Raw genomic sequence first — 18520 nt, forward strand, 5'->3', positions numbered from 1 at the left:
GCAATATAGTCAGCTTCTGCCAAGACCTTTTCCGGCATTTGCCCTAATCTGCGCCAGAGGTCGGGGTTGGCCGGCTGGCTCCCGTCCAGCATTCCGTGGTTGACCAGAAATACCCGCCGGATGTGGTCGCCCAGTGGTTTATCGTTACATTTGGGTCCCACCTGAAGAAGGTCATTAAAGCTGGCGATATCACCGGGTTTCATGGAGGTCAGGTCAAACACCAGGGTCATCGGCTCATCCGTAAACAGTCGGCCTTCTGCTTTTTGTAATTGGCCGCCCTCTAGCCAGGTTTGTTGCATCAGGCCGTGTTTTTCCAGATCATCCAGCGTGCGAATGCAATACGTTGCAGGCTGTTCATGGCGTAATTGATCAATAATTCGCTGTTGGGTTAACGTAGTATTGGCAAAAAAGAACTCACCGGTGCTCAGGCTCTGATGGCCCGCTTCCTGATCCGTTGAGCGGGCGGTGGAGTGATCGCTTTGAAAGTGAGAGGTAACTTGACAGGCGGCTGTCGTCCTTTGTCCTAAGTCAGGCGTTGGGACTTTTTGGGGTTCTATTAATCTTGATCGCTGTGCTGAACGCTGCTCAGGCGCTGCTTCGTCATCGGGAAAAACGGATGTTTTCCTTTTGTCTCCCGCCCGATGTAATAAAGAATGGGTTATTGTTTGATTTGGAAAGGCGTGGTAGTTGATAACTTCATTGGTTGTTTTGTCCATTTGATCATCCATGCCTGATTTATAAATGCCGGTGTCAGGAAATTATGGACAACAAAATAATAAGAAGGTTCCTGCCACGGAAACCCCATTTTGCTGTGGCGGTGGACGCCAGGGCTAAATGGACAATTCATGATGAGTGGATGCTCAACCGAAAGGAAAACCAGTTCAACTGGCACTGGCCGGTATGCTGATGGCATTACTACCAAATGAAATCATAAGTAGTCAGAAAATCTGATTTCATTTGGTTAACTACCCAGGCTCTATTTGGCTTCCGGACTGCTCTACTATGAACACTGTCTATAGCTCACGAAACATTGGTCAGGAATCCTGAAAGAGCCACTACTTATTGTCTTCATTTTCGATCTGTGCAAGAAACTCATCTAAAAGAACCAGCAGATCATCCTTTTGAAGAACGACAGCGGAAGGTTGGTTAAAATACTCTTTTAAACGTTTTGGAGGTAATTTTAAATGGGCGATGGGGTCAACTTGATGATCGGCATGCGTAAGCATCGATACAAAGTAAGGCTGCGCTGTCTCAGAATATTCCTCATAATAATAAATCACCCAAATGGGAGGATTGGAATCATTCGTGTGATGTGCTGCCAGCCAATTAAAGAATAGTTTTCTTATTAATGAACTGAAGTTTAAATAGTTTCCACTCTCATATATTTTGCTAATTACTGGTTTTAATCCGGATTCTATTTTTTTAGCAATCTTATCCTCTACCGCTTGCTCGGACAAAGAAGTACAGTCGAAAATAATGGGTTTGTAGCTTATTGATTTTGATACGTTCAGGAAAGCCGCCTCTTGGGACATAAGTTTTTCAGGGATGATAATGCTATTGCCCACAGGCTGGTGGTGGAATTGTTGATGGATGTGAGGCTGCGATAGTCGCTCCAAAAGGAAGCGGCTCTTGGTCATCGTTTTGAAAAGGTTTATGCAGCACTGTGAAAGTGGTGGATTTTCTATTTTCATTTCACCAAGGTCATGTTCTTTTAGCCTCAGATCATAAGACTCAAGCATTGATTTTACCCGGGCTTTTAACTGACAGGAATCACAGGCCCCAGAGAACGTCTGTAAGATAGCCAATAGTATATATTTCAGAAATGGAGGCACTGATGAGCAGTAAAGATCACATAGCCAGTTCAAATAGTGCACATCAGGCTCTTGTGCCTGTATCAGCTGAAATAATATCTTCAGTGCCTCATTCAAATGCCCTTTGCTAATGTACATGTCTACTGCACAATTCCAGGCACTTTTTCCTATGATACGTTCCCAGTCTTGTATGTTGTCACCAAACAGGTAAAACATTTGTGGTGATAATAGTATCATCCAGTTTTTCGGCAGATCGCTCAGGTCTGAGCTGGAGCCTGCAGGTCTTCTGTTGAATGCAGAGTAGTGATATTTAAGTAGCTGCATAAGATAAGCCGAAGCTGATCTTTTTTTGTTTGACTGTAATTGATCTGCAAGAAAAGCAAGAGAATGGACAATTTTGCTCCTTAACGCAGGGACTACTTCCGTTAAATCGAACAATTGGATGGAATAGGCATGCCTCCTTTCAGTGGGTGGCTTCAGCTCAGATAAGTCTGGTTGACGATACTCCCCCCAGTCGGGTTCTGTGATATCTGCAGTGGCCCGTCCGCCGCCACCGAGTTGGTATTGTCGCCAGGTTTGGCCGCCATCGGGGCTGATCTCAACAAAACGGTGCGAAACATTCCGTACTTGCCGGGCAGGAATCCCCCAATAGTGGCAGAGCACCTGGAAGATCATCGCCTTGTGTCGGCAAACCCCTTGTTTCTCCCTGAGCATATTCAGCAACAGCTGTTCATCTTGTCCTGTCACATTTTTGCTGTCGGAAAATGTAGCCAGCCAATCCATCAACGCCATCAGCCGTTGCGGAACATCACTGATCTCATTGATGTCACACAGCTCTGTATAGGCTTTGCAGGTGTTGGTTTTGGGGTGAAAAACCTGCTGTGCCAAGAGATCTGCAAGCCGTTGACTGCACAATCCCTGTGATAATAGCCGGTCTCCCGGCCTCAGCTGGTTAAAATAGGTTTGCTCGGGAGCAATGATAAAGTCCACCGTTACCGATGATGCTGCGGATGCCTTACTTTTGATTAACAGTTGCCCTGTCTGTTCGCTTCGGGCCAGCTCAATGGGGGTGTCCGGGGTGCAGCGCAGTGCCCGGAGCTGGTCCGAGGGCGTCAGGGCAGGCAGGGGCTGCCATTGGTTATTCAGGGTCAGCGCAATGTTACCGGGCAGTTCATCGGTGCCAAGGTCGGTCCGCCAGATGATATTATCAGGCCATCCTGCCACAGAGGTTATCTTGCCATTTGTCCAGTCGATGGGGTAGTCGCGCAACCGGCCGTCTTCATCCAGACGGGTCTGGAGAAAAGAGAGACGATATTGGCGGGCATCATAAGGCTTTTCGGGAAAGTACCTGGCGACCTTGTAGTGGGAGGAAGCCACAATATCGCCAAATGTGCAAGGGTATGCCGAATGACCGTTTTTTTTCTGGTCAACAGAGCTGACCATTGACCCGCTATGGCTCTCCATGCCCTGTTGCATGGCCTGCACAATCGTTATGACGTCCTGATCGGTTGCCTCCGGTGCCACCGTAATTACCCGATCACTACAACGGTGTATAAGCCCGAATATTACCGTGATGGGCTTCAACAATCCGGGCATGCTATTGACCGTGACCTCAAGGGCCTGGCGCCGTTGTTCTTCCTGTTTGATTCGTGTCAGGCGCGCGGTATCCTCCTCCAGCGGCGGCAGCGGTGTCTTTAAAGCGCGAAAGGGCAGTGACAGGTGTTGTCGCAAGGCCTGATCCCACTGTTCAGGGCGGTGACCAGCCAGATGCCGGACGCTGCGGAACAGGTCGTCCAGTGCCAGTTGCACCGGGCAGTTCTGCTGATGCAGCGCAGTGGCCAGTTGGTGGAAGTGGTCCGCCAGCCATTGGGGCAACCCGTCGGGTATCTCGGGCAATCGCTGCACCAGCCTGGCCAGGTCTTCCGGGGCAAGGGCAGCCAGCCTGATTTGGGTGCAGCGGCTGGTCAGGGCCTTGCTCAGCGCTTCCCGTCCGGCAAAATAGCCGGGATTGATGGTGGCAAACAGGCGGAATCCCCGCGCTGCATGGCCGGTCAACACATTATTCAGCAACCCTTCTACGTAGTGGCTGGGAATCAGGTTAAGCTCACTGATGGCGATCAGTTGCCCCTGGCTCATGGTCTGTTTGACGTGCTCGGTCAGAGTGGTCCACTGGTTCGGGTTGGCATTGATATGAACAAACGGGCGATTCATCCCTTGCTGCTGTTGCCAGAGCCGGATGGTTCTGTCCAGCACAAAATCCTTGCCCCAGCCCGCCGGCCCTTCCACCAGCATGGCGGTGCGTCCCGAGTCATCCTTGTCCAGACTTTGCCAGTAGTGGTAGACCAGCTGCCGGACAGGCTCCGCAGAGAAGTCACCATCGGGGTTGGTGGCCTGCAGTCGTTGGATAAAATCAGTAAAGCTCGCGTCAACCCCCGCCAAAAGGGACGGATCTTCCTTGAACTGGCCCTGGTACCAGACGTTGAGGGTGTTCAGCCGTTGCTGGTATTCCGTGGTTACAGCACCGGCCAGACTGTCCATAAATGCCCGCCTGATCAGGGCGTTGACTTGCGCTGGCGTGTTGTCCCCGGTAGCGGAACAGTGACGGAGAATCTGGCGAACGGTGGCCAGCACATCGGTGATATCTCTGGGGGTGGTCTCCAGCAGCTCCCGGAACTGGTTGTACAGAGTTAATAGCCGGTCACGGGCCTGTTGTTTCAGATGATCAGGCCAGGCCCGGGGTAGATTGGGCAGAATGATGGCGTTGGCCAGCACGGTGTCCGGCAAGGGGTTATAAAAGAAGGTGGGAATCCGTGATTTCAGCGTGTTATCCAGGTGCCGCCCTGAATAATGGTCCGGATTACCGGTGAGAATAATCCGGTGCCGGTCGTTCAGTTCGTACTCCCGGCCCTGATAATGAAGCACCGGCGGCTGCCGGGTTAAACCGGCCAGGGGGGCCAGCAGGCCCTCTGGTGCCAGATTGGCTTCATCGAGCACCAGGAGGGGCGGATCTTTTGATAATGCCCACTGCAGCAGTGGCCCTTCACAAAATTCGGTGCCATGATCCTCCGCCCCATTGCCCATTGAATAATTCACCAGCTGCGGTCCGCCAAACAGGGCTTCCTGAGTGTCGTTGGGCCCAAGCTGAAGCACCTGACAGGCTGGATAACCAGCCCTGGCCGCAATGGCCCTGGCCATAAAGGTCTTGCCTGCTCCGGCCTCGCCCTGCAGGAATACCACGGGATGCTCCCGGACCCTCTGGGCCAAATGCTCCAGACGTCGCTCCTGCCGGGACCGGTCAGGGCGCTGCCGGGCAAGGAGGGCGTCGGGCAGATCCTGACACTGCCCGGGTAACTGATCATTCTCAAAGGCCGTGGCCAGTACCTCCCGGATCGGTTGTGATTTCTGTTGGTCGGCCTGATTCAGAATGGCGCTAATCTGGCTCTCCAGCGTCCCAACCGTTTGGCTGATGATGGTGTCTTGCCTGAGTAATAATCGGTGAGCGATCAGGGTATCTTTTAAGGTCGAGCGCAGGTTTCCATCAAAAAAGCGTTTTTGCCGGGCCCGCCGAAGATCAACCCCCAATCGCTGTGCCAGGGGCCGCTGCTGTGCCCGGGGGGCGGCGGCGACCATATAGGTGGCCAGCTGCTTCACTGCGTCGCGACAAATAGAGTGCGGGTTTTTGATGTCCTGGTGTACCGTGGCCGGACAGTGCCGGGCCAGCGTCCAGAAATCGGCCTTGATGTCCCTAAGCTCCGGGGCCGGGTGGCGGGTCAGCCAATGCTCCAGGGCGGATCGGTCGGCCCGGTTGTCGGTGGGTTGATCAGGATAATAACCGGCAATTTTGGCCTTGATGAAACTGTAAATCTCCGGATCACCGCGATACGCCTTGGCCAACAGCACATGCAAGGCACGGCGTTGATGGCAGGGCAGAAGCCCGGGGCTACCATCCTGCCGGCGCTCTGCCTCGGCCTGTTGCTCAAACCGAAGCTGAAAATCCTCCCCGGTCCAGGGCGGCCTGTCCGGATAGTGCCTTTGACAGGATCGGGGCAGTGACATCAGCAGGGAGTAGACCGGGTTTTCCGGTGCGGGCGGTTGGCTGTCGGAAACGTTGAGCAGGGCGTTGATCAATGCTGAGCCGGTGGTTTGCTGCCCCGGGGGAGGCATGAAGGTGACCCGTGCCTTTGGCAGATCCATCTTGTGCCCATGAATAAACAGGTAAGGGGCGGGTAATAACAGGGTTTCCAGGTTGGCAGCCAATTCCGGGTTGCGCTCCAGACCATAAAGGGTCGTTGGCGTTCCATTGACCAGAGCATCCAACAGTGGACTGTTGGTCAGGGAAAAGGTAAAAAGGTTCTGGCTGGTGAGGTTGACCTGTTGCAGGGATTCCAGGGTATCCTCGGGGTTGATCTGATAGGAGACAGTAGCGCACTGCGGGTTGCAGGCTTCCGTAGCCCTTTCAGGGAGCAACAAATCGGTTGGCAAACTGGCAAACAACTGTGGTCTTTTACTCTCCGGTAATTCCTCCAGTCGGCACAATAACCATAACCACTGTTTGTCATCCAGCTCGCCAGTAAGCACCAGTTGCCTGCAACCTTGCAGCAGATTAGCGAGCATATCCGTTTGCACAACGACAGTGCCCTCTACCATCACATGGCCTTTGAGACGCTCGATTGAGCTGCCGTTAATCACCACAAACGGGCTTTGGGGACAAAAAACGGTGCTGTCGCTGATCGCCTGGTCTTTCCGGGCGTTGAGTTCGGTGGCACAGACATGGGCTACGGACAGGGATATCTGTTCAGGCAGCCGGACCCATTGCCGGTTGGCGGTGAATCCGCCAACCCGTATGGCCGTTGCCAGGGCTGTCTGAAAGCCAGTGTCGTCCCATGGTGCGTTGTTAAACACCAGGTGAGTGCTTTCTTTCAGGTTGGCCAGGGCCCCTTCAGAAAAAACCAGCCGACCCCGATCATTGAGGGTGATACCGCCGAACAGTTGTTGGTACCAATTGTCAGTAGTAGCAAAGTCGATGGTGATGAGGGGGGCATGAGCCGGGATGTCTTCTGTGGTTTTTTGGGCCAGCAAGGTTTCATCGGTCACCGAATCAGCAATATAGCAGTCGGCTTCTGATACGGCCTTTTCCGGCATTTGCCCCAATCTGCGCCAGAGGTCGGGGTTGGCCGGCTGGCTCCCGTCCAGCATCCCGTGGTTGACCAGAAATACCCGCCGGATGTGGTCGCCCAGTGGTTTATCGTTACACTTGGGGCCCACCTGAAGGAGGTCATTAAAGCTGGCGATATCACCGGGTTTCATGGAGGTCAGGTCAAACACCAGGGTCATCGGCTCATCCGTAAACAGTCGGCCTTCTGCTTTTTGTAATTGGCCGCCCTCTAGCCAGGTTTGTTGCATCAGGCCGTGTTTTTCCAGATCATCCAGCGCACGAATGCAATACGTTGCAGGCTGTTCATGGCGTAATTGATCAATAATTCGCTGTTGGGTTAACGGAGTATTGGCAAAATAGAACTCGCCGGTGCTCAGGCTCTGATGGACCGTTTCCTGATTCGTTGAGCGGGCGGTGGAGTGATCGCTTTGCAAGAGAGAGGTAACTTGGCAGGCGGCTGTCGTCCTTTGTCCTAAGTCAGGCGTTGGGACTTTTTGACGTTCTATCAATCTTGATCGCTTTGCTGAAGATTGCTGAAGCTTTGCCTGTCCATCGGAAAACTCCGATATTTTCCTTATGTTTCCCACCTGATGTGGTAAGGAGTGGGTTATTGTTTGATTTGGAAAGGAGTGATAGTTGATAACTTCATTTGTTGTTTTGTCCATTTGATCATCCGTGCCCGATTTATGAATGCCGGTATCATGAGATTAAGGACAACAAAATAATAAGAACGTTCCTTCCACTACAAATGCATGAATATTTATCGAGCAGTCATTGTTGAGTGGTTTACTAATGTTTCCTTCTCCCTGTTTTCCTAATCTGCAATCAATGCAAGAAACTCATCTAAAAGGACCAGCAAATCATCCGTTTGAAGAACGACAGCGGAAGGTTGGTTAAAACAGTATTTTATACGTTCCGGGGGTAATTTTAATCGGGCCATGGGCTTAACTTTGCAGTCATCAAGCGTAAGCCGACTATCAAGGTAAGTCTGCACTGACCTGGAATAGTTATTATAATACCAAGTCAACCAAACGGGAGAGGTGGTATCATTCATGTGATGTGCTGCCAGCCAATAAAAGAATATTTTTTTTATTAACCCATTTAACTCTACATGCTTTTCACTCATGGATATTTCGATAATTCCTGGCCTTACTCCGGATTTTATTGATCCAGCAATTTTGTCGTTTACCTCCTGGTCTGGTAAGGATGTGCAATCGAAGATAATGGGTTTGTAGCTTGTAGATTTTGATACGCTCAGGAAAGCAGCCTCTCCGGACATAAGCTTTTCAGGGATGATAATGCTGTTGCCCACAGGCTGGTGGTGGAGTTGTTGATGGATGCGAGGCTGTGATAGTTGCTCCAAAAGAGAGTGGCTCATGGTCATCGTTTTGATAAAGTCTGTGCAGAGCTTTGATAAGCGTACCTTGTGCGTACCTTGTCAGTTTTTTGTTCCTCAATATCAAAGGCCAGTTTCTCGGGACTTAAAGAATATGACATAAGCATTAATTTTACCTGGTCCTTTAACTAACAGGAGTCACAGGACTCAGAGAACGTCTGTAAGATGGCCAATAATACATATTTCAGGAATTCAGGTACTGATCGGTAAAGATCACATAGCCAGTTCAAATAGTGCACATCAGGCTCTTGTGCATCTATCAGGCGATATAATACCTTTATAGGCGAAAGCATGAAGCAATGTATCGCCTCATTGCCCCAGGTATCTACCATAAGCCAAGCGCTTTTTTCTATGATGCTTTTCCATTCATTTATTTTTTTACCCAACCGGTAAAACATTTGTGGCGATAATAGTACCCCCCAATTATTCTGCATACCTCTGTAATTGCCGGAGCTTACAGATTCTCGGTGGAATGTAGAGTAGATATCTTCAAGTGTGTGCATAACCGCCGTCACAGCTGATTCGTTTTTGCTCAACAGTAATTGGTTTGCAAGACAATCAAAATTCTTATCAATTAAATGAAAGAAGTCTCGCCATGAACCGATAAATTGGTCGGAATAGGCATACTCCTCGGGCGGCTTCAGCGCAGAATGGCCTGGTCGATGATAATCCCCCCAGTCGGGTTCTGCGATATCTTCAATGGTCTGTCCGCCACCCCCGAGTTGGTATTGTCGCCAGGTGCGGCCGCCATCGGGGCTGATCTCAACAAAACGGTGCGAAGCATTCTCTACTTGCCGCGCAGGAATACCCCAATAGTGGCAGAGCACCTGGAAAATCGTCGCCTTGTGTCGGCAAGCCCCCTGTTTCTCCCTGAGCATATTCAGCAACAGCTGTTCATCTTGTCCGGTCACATTTTTTCTATCGGAAAATGTATCCAGCCAACCCAGCAGCGCCCTGAGTCGTTGCGGGATATCCGGGATCCCATGGATGTTACGCAGCTCTGCATAGGCTTTGCAGGTGTTGGTTTCGGAGTAAAAAATAGTCTCTGCCAGGAGATCTTCAAGCCGTTGACTGCATAATCCCTCTGGTAATGTCAGCCATTCGCCCGGTCTTAGTTGGGTAAAATAGGTTTGCCCGGGGGCAATGATAAAGTCCACCGTTACCGGTGACGCTGAGGATGCCTGACTTTTGATTAACAGTTGCCCTGTCAGCTCGCTTCGGGCCAGCTCAACAGGGGTTTTCGGGGTGCAGCGCAGTGCCCGGAGCTGGTCTTTGGGCGTCAGGGCAGGCAGGGGCTGCCACTGGTTATTCAGGATCAGCGTACACTTGCCGGGCAGTTCATCTGCGCCAAGGTTGGTCCGCCAGACGCTATCATCAGGCCATCCTGGCAACGGTTGAAGCACCGGCGGCTGCCGGGTTAAACCGGCCAGGGGGGCCAGCAGGCCCTCTGGTGCCAGATTGGCTTCATCGAGCACCAGGAGGGGCGGATCTTTTGATAATGCCCACTGCAGCAGGGGCCCTTCACAAAATTCGGTGCCATGATCCTCCGCCCCATTGCCCACTGAATAACTCACCAGCTGCGGTCCGCCAAACAGGGCTTCCTGGGTGTGGTTGGGCCCAAGCTGAAGCACCTGGCAGCCTGGATACTTAGCCTTGGCAGCAATGGCTCTGGCCATAAAGGTCTTGCCGGCTCCGGCCTCACCCTGCAGGAACACCACGGGATGCTCCCGGACCCTCCGGGCCAAATGCACCAGACGCCGCTCCTGCCGGGACCAGTGATGGCGCTGTCGGGCAAGGAGGGCATCGGGCAAATCCTGGCACGGCCCGGGTAACTGATCATCAACAAAGTTGGTGGCCAGTAACTCCCGGAGCTGTTGTGACTTCTGTTGGTCGGCCTGATTCAGAATGGCGCTAATCTGGCTCTCCAGCGTCCCAATCGTTTGGCTGATGATGGTGTTTTGCCTGAGTAATAATCGGTGAGCAATCAGGGTATCTTTTAAGGTTGAGCGCAGGTTTCCATCAAAAAAGCGTTTTTGCCGGGCCAGCCGGAGATCAACACCCAATCGCTGTGCCAGGGGCCGCTGCTGTGCCCGGGGGGCGGCGGCGACCATATAGATGGCCAGCTGTTTCACTGCGTCGCGACAAATAGAGTGCGGGTTTTTGATGTCCTGGTGTACCGTGGCCGGACAGTGCCGGGCCAGCGTCCAGAAACAAGCCTCAATGTTCCTCAGCTCCGGGACAGGGTGGTCGGTCAGCCATTGCTCCAGGGCGGATCGGTCGGCCCGGTTGTCGGCGGGTTGATCAGGATAATAACCGGCAATTTTCGCCTTGATGAAACTGTAAATCTCCGGATCGCCACGATACGCCTTGGCCAACAGCACATGCAAGGCACGGCGTTGATGGCAGGGCAGAAGCCCTGGACTACCGTCCAGCAGGCGTTCTGCCTCGGCCTGTTGCTCAAACCGAAGCTGAAAATCCTCCCCGGTCCAGGGCGGCCTGTCCGGATAGCGCTTTTGACAGGATTGGGGCAGAGACATCAGCAGGGAGTAGACCGGGTTTTCCGGTGCGGGTGGTTGGCTGTCGGAAACGTTGAGCAGAGCGTTGATCAATGCTGAGCCGGTGGTTTGCCGCCCCGGGGGAGGCATGAAGGTGACCCGTGCCTTTGGCAGATCCATCTTATGCCCATGAATAAACAGGTAAGGGGCGGGCAATAACAGGGTTTCCAGGTTGGCAGCCAATTCCGGGTTGCGCTCCAGACCATAAAGGGTCGTTGGCGTCCCATTGACCAGGGCATCCAGCAGTCGACTGTTGGTCAGGGAAAAAGTGAAACAGTTCTGGCTGGTGAGGTTGACCTGTTGCAGGGATTCCAGGGTGTCCCCGGGGTTAATCTGATAGGTGAAAGTGTCGCAGTGTGGGTTGCAGACTCCCGGAGCCCTTGCAGGGAGCAACCGGTCGGTTGGCAAATTAGCAAACAAACGTGGTCTTTTACTCGCCGGTAACTGCTCCAGTTGGCACAGTAACCATAACCACTGTTTGTCATCCAGCTCGCCAGTAAGCACCAGTTGCCTGCAACCTTGCAGCAGATTAGCGAGCATATCCGTTTGCACAACGACAGTGCCCTCCACCATCACATGGCCTTTGAGACACTCGATTGAGCTGCCGTTAATCACCACAAACGGGCTTTGGAGACAAAAAACGGTGCTGTCGCTGATCGCCTGGTCTTTCCGGGCATTAAGTTCGGTGGCACAGATATGCGCTACGGACAGGGATATCTGCTCAGGCAGCCGGACCCATTGCCGGTTGGCGGTGAATCCGCCAACCCGTATGGCCGTTGCCAGAGCTGTCTGGAAGCCAGTGTCTTCCCAGGGTGCGTTGTTGAATACCAGGTGGGTGCTCTCTTTCAGGTTGGCCAGAGCCCCTTCAGAAAAAACCAGCCGACCCCGATCATTGAGGGTGATACCACCAAACAGTTGGTGGTACCAGTTGTCGGTGGTGGCAAAGTTGATGGCGGTGCGGAGGGGATTGGCCGGGATGTCTTCTGTGGTTTTTTGGGCCAGCAAGGTTTCATCGGTCACCGAATCAGCAATATGGCAGTCGGCTTCTGATACGGTCTTTTCCGGCATTTGCCCCAATCTGCGCCAGAGGTCGGGGTTGGCGGGCTTACTTCCGTCCAGCATCCCGTGGTTGACCAGAAATACCCGCCGGATGTGATCGCCCAGTGGTTTATCGTTACACTTGGGTCCCACCTGAAGAAGGTCATTAAAGCTGGCGATATCACCGGGTCTCATGGAGGTCAGGTCAAACACCAGGGTCATCGGCTCATCCGTAAACAGTCGGCCTTCTGCTTTTTGTAATTGGCCGCCCTCTAGCCAGGTTTGTTGCATCAGGCCGTGTTTTTCCAGATCAGCCAGCGCGCGAATGCAATACGTTGCAGGCTGTTCATGGCGTAATTGATCAATAATTCGCTGTTGGGTTAACGGAGTATTGGCAAAAAAGAACTCACCGGTGCTCAGGCTCTGATGGGCCGCTTCCTGATCCGTTGCGCGGGCGGTGGAGTGATCGCTTTGAAAGTGAGAGGTAACTTGACAGGCGGCTGTCGTCCTTTGTCCTAAGTCAGGCGTTGGGACTTTTTGAGGTTCTATTAATACTGACCGATGTGCTGAAGATTGCTGAAGCTTTGCCTGTCCATTGGAAAAATCAGATATTTTCCTTTTGTTTCCCACCTGATGTGGTAAAGAGTGGGTTATTGTTTGATTTGGAAAGGAATGATAATTGATAACTTCATTGGTTGTTTTGTCCATTTGATCATCCATACCTGATTTATGAATGCCGGTGTCAGGAAATTATGGACAACAAAATAATAAGAACGTTCCTTCCACTGCAAACGCATGAACATTTATCGAGCAGTCATTGTTGAGTGGTTTGCTAATGCGCTTTTGGATTTCTGGTTTATTCGGATAGTTTGGCTGATGGCTCGATAGCCCTTGCCCTGTTGAACCCGGGTTTCCCGGAATCTGACTTACGACATTTGTTCATAATTTAGAACTTTCGTTTATGATTTTTTTATTCCTACCCAACAACCAAAAAACGGCATGACTAACGTTTCCTTCTCCCTATTTTCCTAATCTGCGATCAATGCAAGAAACTCATCTAAAAGGACAAGCAAATCATCCTTTTGAAGAACGACAGCGGAAGGTTGGTTAAAACAGTATTTTATACGTTCCGGGGGTAATTTTAATCGGGCCATGGGCTCAACTTTGAGGTCATCAAGCATAAGGCTGTTATCAATGTAAGGCTGAACTGTCTTAGAATAGCTATTATAATAGCAACTCAACCAAACGGGAGAAGTTGTATCATTTATGTGATGCGCTGCCAGCCAATAAAAGAATATTCTTCTTATTATCACGCTTAACTCTTCATGCTTTTCACTCTTGGATATTTCGATAATTCCTGACCTTACTCCGGATTTTATTGATCCAGCAATCTTGTCGTCTACCTCTTGGTCTGGTAAGGAAGTACAGTCGAAGATAATGGGTTTGTAGCTTGTAGATTTTGATACGCTCAGGAAAGCAGGCTCTCCGGACATAAGCTTTTCAGGGATGATAATGCTATTGCCCACAGGCTGGTGGTGGAGTTGTTGATGGATGCGAGGCTGTGATAGTCGCTCCAAAAGTGAGTGGCTCATGGTCATCGTTTGGATAAAGTTTATGCAGAGCTTTGATAATCTTACCTGGTAAATTTTCTGTTCATCAGCATCAATATCAGTTTTTTCGGGTTCTAGAGGATAAGACATAAGTATTAATTTTACCTGGTCTTTTAACTGACAGGAGTCACAGGACTCAGAGAACGTTTGTAAGATGGCCAATAATACATATTTCAGAAATTCAGGCACTGATTGGTAAAGATCACATAGCCAGTTCAAATAGTGCACATCAGGCTCTTGTGCATGTATCAGGCGATATAATATCTGTATATTAAAATGCATGAAATTATGTGTCGCATTGTTATTGCCTCTCTTCTCTAACATAAGCCAGGCGCTTTTTTCTATGATACTTTTCCATTTATTTATGTTGTTACCAAACCGGTGAAATATTTGTGGCGATAATAGTACCCCCCAATTGATCTGCAAATCTTTGTCAACGCTGGAGCCTAATGGTTTTCTGTGGAACACAGAGTAGATATCTTCAAGAGTGTGCATAACCTCAGTCACAGCTGATTCGTTTTTGTTTAACAGTAATTGGTTTGCAAGATAACCAAGATTCTCATTAATTAAATAATAGAGATTTTGCGATGAATTGTTAAATTGGTTGGAATAGGCATACCCCTCAGGTGGCATCAGCTCAGAACAGCCTGGTCGATGATAATCCCCCCAGTCGGGTTCTGTGATACATTCAATGACCTGTCCGCCACCCTTGATTTGGTATTGTCGCCAGGTGCGGCCGCCATCGGGGCTGATTTCAACAAAACTGTGCCCGGCATTCCTTACTTGTCGGGCTGGAATATCCCAATAGTGGCAGAGCACCTGGAAGATCATCGCCTTTTGTTGGCAAACCCCTTGTTTTTCCCTGAGCATATTCAGCAACAGCTGTTCATCTTTTCCGGTCACATTTTTGCAATCGGAGAATGTATTCAGCCAACCCATCAATGCCCTGAGTCGTTGCGGGATATCCCAGATCCCATCGATGTCACGCAGCTCTGTATAGGCTTCGCAGGTGTTGGTTTTGGAGTGAAAAATGTGCTCTGCCAGGAGACCTGCAAGCTGTTGACTGCACAATCCCTGTTGTAATATCAGGCTGTCGCCCGGTCTCAGTCGGGTAAAATAGGCTTGCCCGGGGGCAATGATAAAGTCCACCGTTACCGGTGACGCTGAGGATGCCTTACTTTTGATTAACAGTTGCCCTGTCAGCTCGCTTCGGGCCAGCTCAATGGGGGTGTCCGGGGTGCAGCGCAGTGCCCGGAGCTGGTCTTTGGGCGTCAGGGCAGGCAGGGGCTGCCACTGGTTATTCAGGGTCAGCGTAAACTTGCCGGGCAGTTCATCGGTGCCAAGGTCGGTCCGCCAGACGGTATCATCAGGCCATCCCGGCAACGATGTTAGCGTGCCATCTGTCCAGTCAATGGGGTAGTTGCGCAACTGGCCGTCTTCATCCAGACGGGTCTCCAGAAAATAGAGACGATATTGGTTGGCATTGTAAGGATGTTGCGGGTAGTACCTGATGATGTTTAAGTGGGCGTAAGCCACAATATTGCCAAATTCGAAAGAGTAACCCAAATGCCGGTTTTTTTGCTTTACCGTTGACCCGCTGCTGATCTCCATGTTTTGTTGCTGCATGTTTTGCTGCATGGCTTGCACAACTGTTATGACGTCCACCTCTGTTGCCTCCGGTGTCACCGTGATTACCCGATCACTACAACGGAGTGCAGGCCCGAATGTTACCGTGATGGGCGTCAACAGTCCGGACATGCTATTGGCCATGGCCTCAAGGTCCCGGCGTCGTTGTTCTTCCTGCTTGATTCGTTCCAGGCGTGCTGCATCTTCCAGAAGCGGAGGCAGCGGTGTCTGCAAGGCGCGAAAGGGCAGTGACAGGTGTTGTTTCAAGGCCCGATACCATTGTTCAGGGTGGTGAGTGGCCAGATGCCGGGCGCTGCTGAACAGGTCGTCCAGTGCCAGTTGCACCGGGCAGTTCTGCTGATGCAGCGCTGTGGCCAGTTGGTGGAAGTGACCCGCCAGCCATTGGGGCAACCCGTCGGGTATCTCGGGTAATCCCTGCACCAGCCTTGCCAGGTCTTCCGGGGTCAGGGCAGCCAGCCTGACCTGGGTGCAGCGGCTCGTCAGGGCCTTGCTCAGCGCTTCCCGTCCGGCAAAATAGCCGGGATTGATGGTGGCAAACAGGCGAAATCCCCGTGCTGCATGGCCGGTCAACACATGATTCAGCAACCCTTCTACATAGTGGCTGGGAATCAGGTTAAGCTCACTGATGGCGATCAGTTGCCCCCGGCTCATCGCCTGTTTAACGCTCTCGGCCAGATTGGTCCACTGGTTCGGGTTGGCATTGATATGGACAAACGGGCGTACTGGCCGTTGTTTCCTCTCTTGCTGTTGTTGCCAGAGCCGGATGGTTCTGTCCAGCACAAAATCCTTGCCCCAGCCCGCCGGCCCTTCCACCAGCATAGCGGTGCGTCCCGAGTCATCCTTGTCCAGACTTTGCCAGTAGTGGTAGACCAGCTGCCGGACAGGCTCCGCAGAGAAGTCTCCATCGGGGTTGGCGGCCTGCAGTCGTTGGATAAAATCAGTAAAGCTCGAGTCAACCCCCGCCAAAAGGGACGGATCTTCCTTGAACTGGCCCTGGTACCAGACGTTGAGGGTGTTCAGCCGTTGCTGGAATTCCGTGGTTACAGCCCCGGCCAGGCTGTCCATAAATGCCCGCCTGATCAGGGCGTTGACTTGCGCTGGCGTGTTGTCCCCGGTAGCGGAACAGTGACGGAGAATCTGGCGAACGGTGGCCAGCACATCGGTGATATCTCTGGGGGTGGTCTCCAGCAGCTCCCGGAACTGGTTGTACAGAGTTAATAGCCGGTCACGGGCCTGTTGTTTCAGATGATCAGGCCAGGCCCGGGGTAGATTGGGCAGAATGATGGCGTTGGCCAGCACGGTGTCCGGCAAGGGGTTATAAAAGAAGGTGGGAATCCGTGATTTCAGCGTGTTATCCAGGTGCCGCCCTGAATAATGGTCCGGATTACCGGTGAGAATAATCCGGTGCCGGTCGTTCAGTTCGTACTCCCGGCCCTGATAATGAAGCACCGGCGGCTGCCGGGTTAAACCGGCCAGGGGGGCCAGCAGGCCCTCTGGTGCCAGATTGGCTTCATCGAGCACCAGCAGGGGCGGATCTTTTGATAATGCCCACTGCAGCAGTGGCCCTTCACAAAATTCGGTGCCATGATCCTCCGCCCCATTGCCCACTGAATAACTCACCAGCTGCTGTCCACCAAACAGGGCTTCCCGGGTGTGGTTGGGCCCAAGTTGAAGCACCTGACAGTCTGGATACTTAGCCTTGGCAGCAATGGCTCTGGCCATAAAGGTCTTGCCGGCTCCGGCTTCCCCCTGCAGGAACACCACGGGATGCTCCCGGACCCTCCGGGCCAAATGCACCAGACGCCGCTCCTGCCGGGACCAGTGATGGCGCTGTCGGGCAAGGAGGGCATCGGGCAAATCCTGGCACGGCCCGGGTAACTGATCATCAATAAAGTTGGTGGCCAGTAACTCCCGGATCTGTTGTGATTTCTGTTGGTCGGTCTGATTCAGAATGGCAGCAATCTGGCTCTCCAGCGTCCCGGTTGTTTGGCTGATGATGGTGCCCTGCCTGAGTGATGCCCGGTGAGCAATCAGGGTATCTTTTAAGGTTGAGCGCAGGTTCCCGTCAAACAGGCGTTTTTGCCGGGCCAGCCGAAGATCAACACCCAATCGCTGTGCCAGGGGCCGCTGCTGTGCCCGGGGGGCGGCGGCGACCATATAGGTGGCCAGCTGCTTCACTGCGTCGCGACAAATAGAGTGCGGGTTGTTGATGTCCTGGTGTACCGTGGCCGGACAGTGCCGGGCCAGCGTCCAGAAACAAGCCTCAATGTCCCTCAGCTCCGGGGCAGGGTGGTCGGTCAGCCATTGCTCCAGGGCGGATCGGTCAGCACGGTTGTCGGCGGGTTGATCAGGGTAATAGCAGGCAATTTTCGCCTTAATGAAACTGTAAATCTCCGGATCGCCGCGATACGCCTTGGCCAACAGCACATGCAAGGCCCGGCGTTGATGGCAGGGCAGAAGCCCTGGGCTACCGTCCAGCAGGCGTTCTGCCTCGGCCTGTTGCTCAAACCGAAGCTGAAAATCCTCCCCGTTCCAGGGCGGCCTGTCCGGATAGTTCCTTTGACAGGATTGGGGCAGTGACATCAGCAGGGAGTAGACCGGGTTTTCCGGTGCAGGTGGTTGGCTGTCGGAAACGTTGAGCAGGGCGTTGATCAATGCTGAGCCGGTGGTTTGCTGCCTCGGGGGGGGCATGAAGGTGACCCGTGCCTTTGGCAGATCCATCTTGTGCCCATGAATAAACAGGTAAGGGGCGGGCAATAACAGGGTTTCCAGGTTGGCAGCCAATTCCGGGTTGCGCTCCAGACCATAAAGGGTCGTTGGCGTCCCATTGACCAGGGCATCCAGCAGTGGACTGTTGGTCAGGGAAAAGGTGAAACGGCTCTGGCTGATGAGGTTGACCTGTTGCAGGGATTCCAGAGTGTCCCCGGGGTTGATCTGATAGATGACAGTGGCGCAGTGTTGGTTGTTGGCTCCAGTGGTTGGCCAGTGGCCAGCCCTTGCAGTGATCAACCGGTCGGTTGGCAAATTGGCAAACAACTGTGGTCTTTTACTCTCCGGTAATTCCTCCAGTCGGCACAATAACCATAACCACTGTTTGTCATCCAACTCGCCAGTAAGCACCAGTTGCCTGCAACCTTGCAGCAGATTGGTGAGCATATCCGTTTGCACAACGGCAGTGCCCTCTATCATCACATGGCCTTTGAGACGCTCGATTGAGCTGCCGTTAATCACCACAAACGGGCTTTGGGGACAAAAAACGGTGCTGTCGCTGATCGTCTGGTCTTTCCGGGCATTGAGTTCGGTGGCAC

At 52.3% G+C, this 18520-nt stretch carries 6 protein-coding genes; 1 reads left to right on the forward strand and 5 read right to left on the reverse strand.

Going from position 1 to position 18520, the window contains the following annotated elements:
- Window positions 1-716 (reverse strand): hypothetical protein (locus J7439_RS23230; protein WP_209204437.1); only part of this gene is annotated, 716 nt, incomplete at its 3' end.
- A gap of 44 nt (window positions 717-760) precedes the next feature.
- Here J7439_RS23230 and J7439_RS23235 point away from each other — a divergent pair.
- Window positions 761-907 (forward strand): hypothetical protein, encoded by a 147-nt coding sequence (locus tag J7439_RS23235; RefSeq protein ID WP_209204438.1) that lies wholly within the window; start codon window positions 761-763, stop codon window positions 905-907.
- Between the two features lie 148 nt (window positions 908-1055).
- Here the strand turns inward: J7439_RS23235 and J7439_RS23240 are convergent, their stop codons facing one another.
- The 4 genes from J7439_RS23240 to J7439_RS23255 form a co-directional block, all read right to left on the reverse strand.
- Window positions 1056-7400 (reverse strand): AAA family ATPase, encoded by a 6345-nt coding sequence (locus tag J7439_RS23240; RefSeq protein ID WP_209204439.1) that lies wholly within the window; start codon window positions 7398-7400, stop codon window positions 1056-1058.
- A 380-nt stretch (window positions 7401-7780) separates the two neighbouring features.
- On the reverse strand, window positions 7781-8350 hold the full coding sequence (locus J7439_RS23245; protein WP_209204440.1) for a hypothetical protein: 570 nt from the start codon (window positions 8348-8350) through the stop codon (window positions 7781-7783).
- A 140-nt stretch (window positions 8351-8490) separates the two neighbouring features.
- Entirely contained in the window at window positions 8491-12663 is a 4173-nt protein-coding gene (locus tag J7439_RS23250; protein WP_209204441.1) for a transglutaminase domain-containing protein, read from the reverse strand.
- Window positions 12664-12983: 320 nt separating this feature from the next.
- Window positions 12984-18401, reverse strand: a complete 5418-nt coding sequence (locus J7439_RS23255) for an AAA family ATPase (RefSeq protein WP_209204442.1) — start codon at window positions 18399-18401, stop codon at window positions 12984-12986.
- Between the last annotated feature and the right edge of the window lie 119 nt (window positions 18402-18520).

Source organism: Salinisphaera sp. G21_0 (assembly GCF_017744115.1).
GTDB lineage: Bacteria > Pseudomonadota > Gammaproteobacteria > Pseudomonadales > Endozoicomonadaceae > Endozoicomonas.

What these genes read in the sequence shown, in the direction of transcription:
- J7439_RS23250 (WP_209204441.1), bottom strand. Translation starts at nt 12,663, where the DNA reads ATGGACAAAACAACCAATGAAGTTATCAATTATCATTCCTTTCCAAAT.
- J7439_RS23255 (WP_209204442.1), bottom strand. Translation starts at nt 18,401, where the DNA reads ATGATAGAGGGCACTGCCGTTGTGCAAACGGATATGCTCACCAATCTG.
- J7439_RS23245 (WP_209204440.1), bottom strand. Translation starts at nt 8,350, where the DNA reads ATGACCATGAGCCACTCTCTTTTGGAGCAACTATCACAGCCTCGCATC.
- J7439_RS23235 (WP_209204438.1), top strand. Translation starts at nt 761, where the DNA reads ATGGACAACAAAATAATAAGAAGGTTCCTGCCACGGAAACCCCATTTT.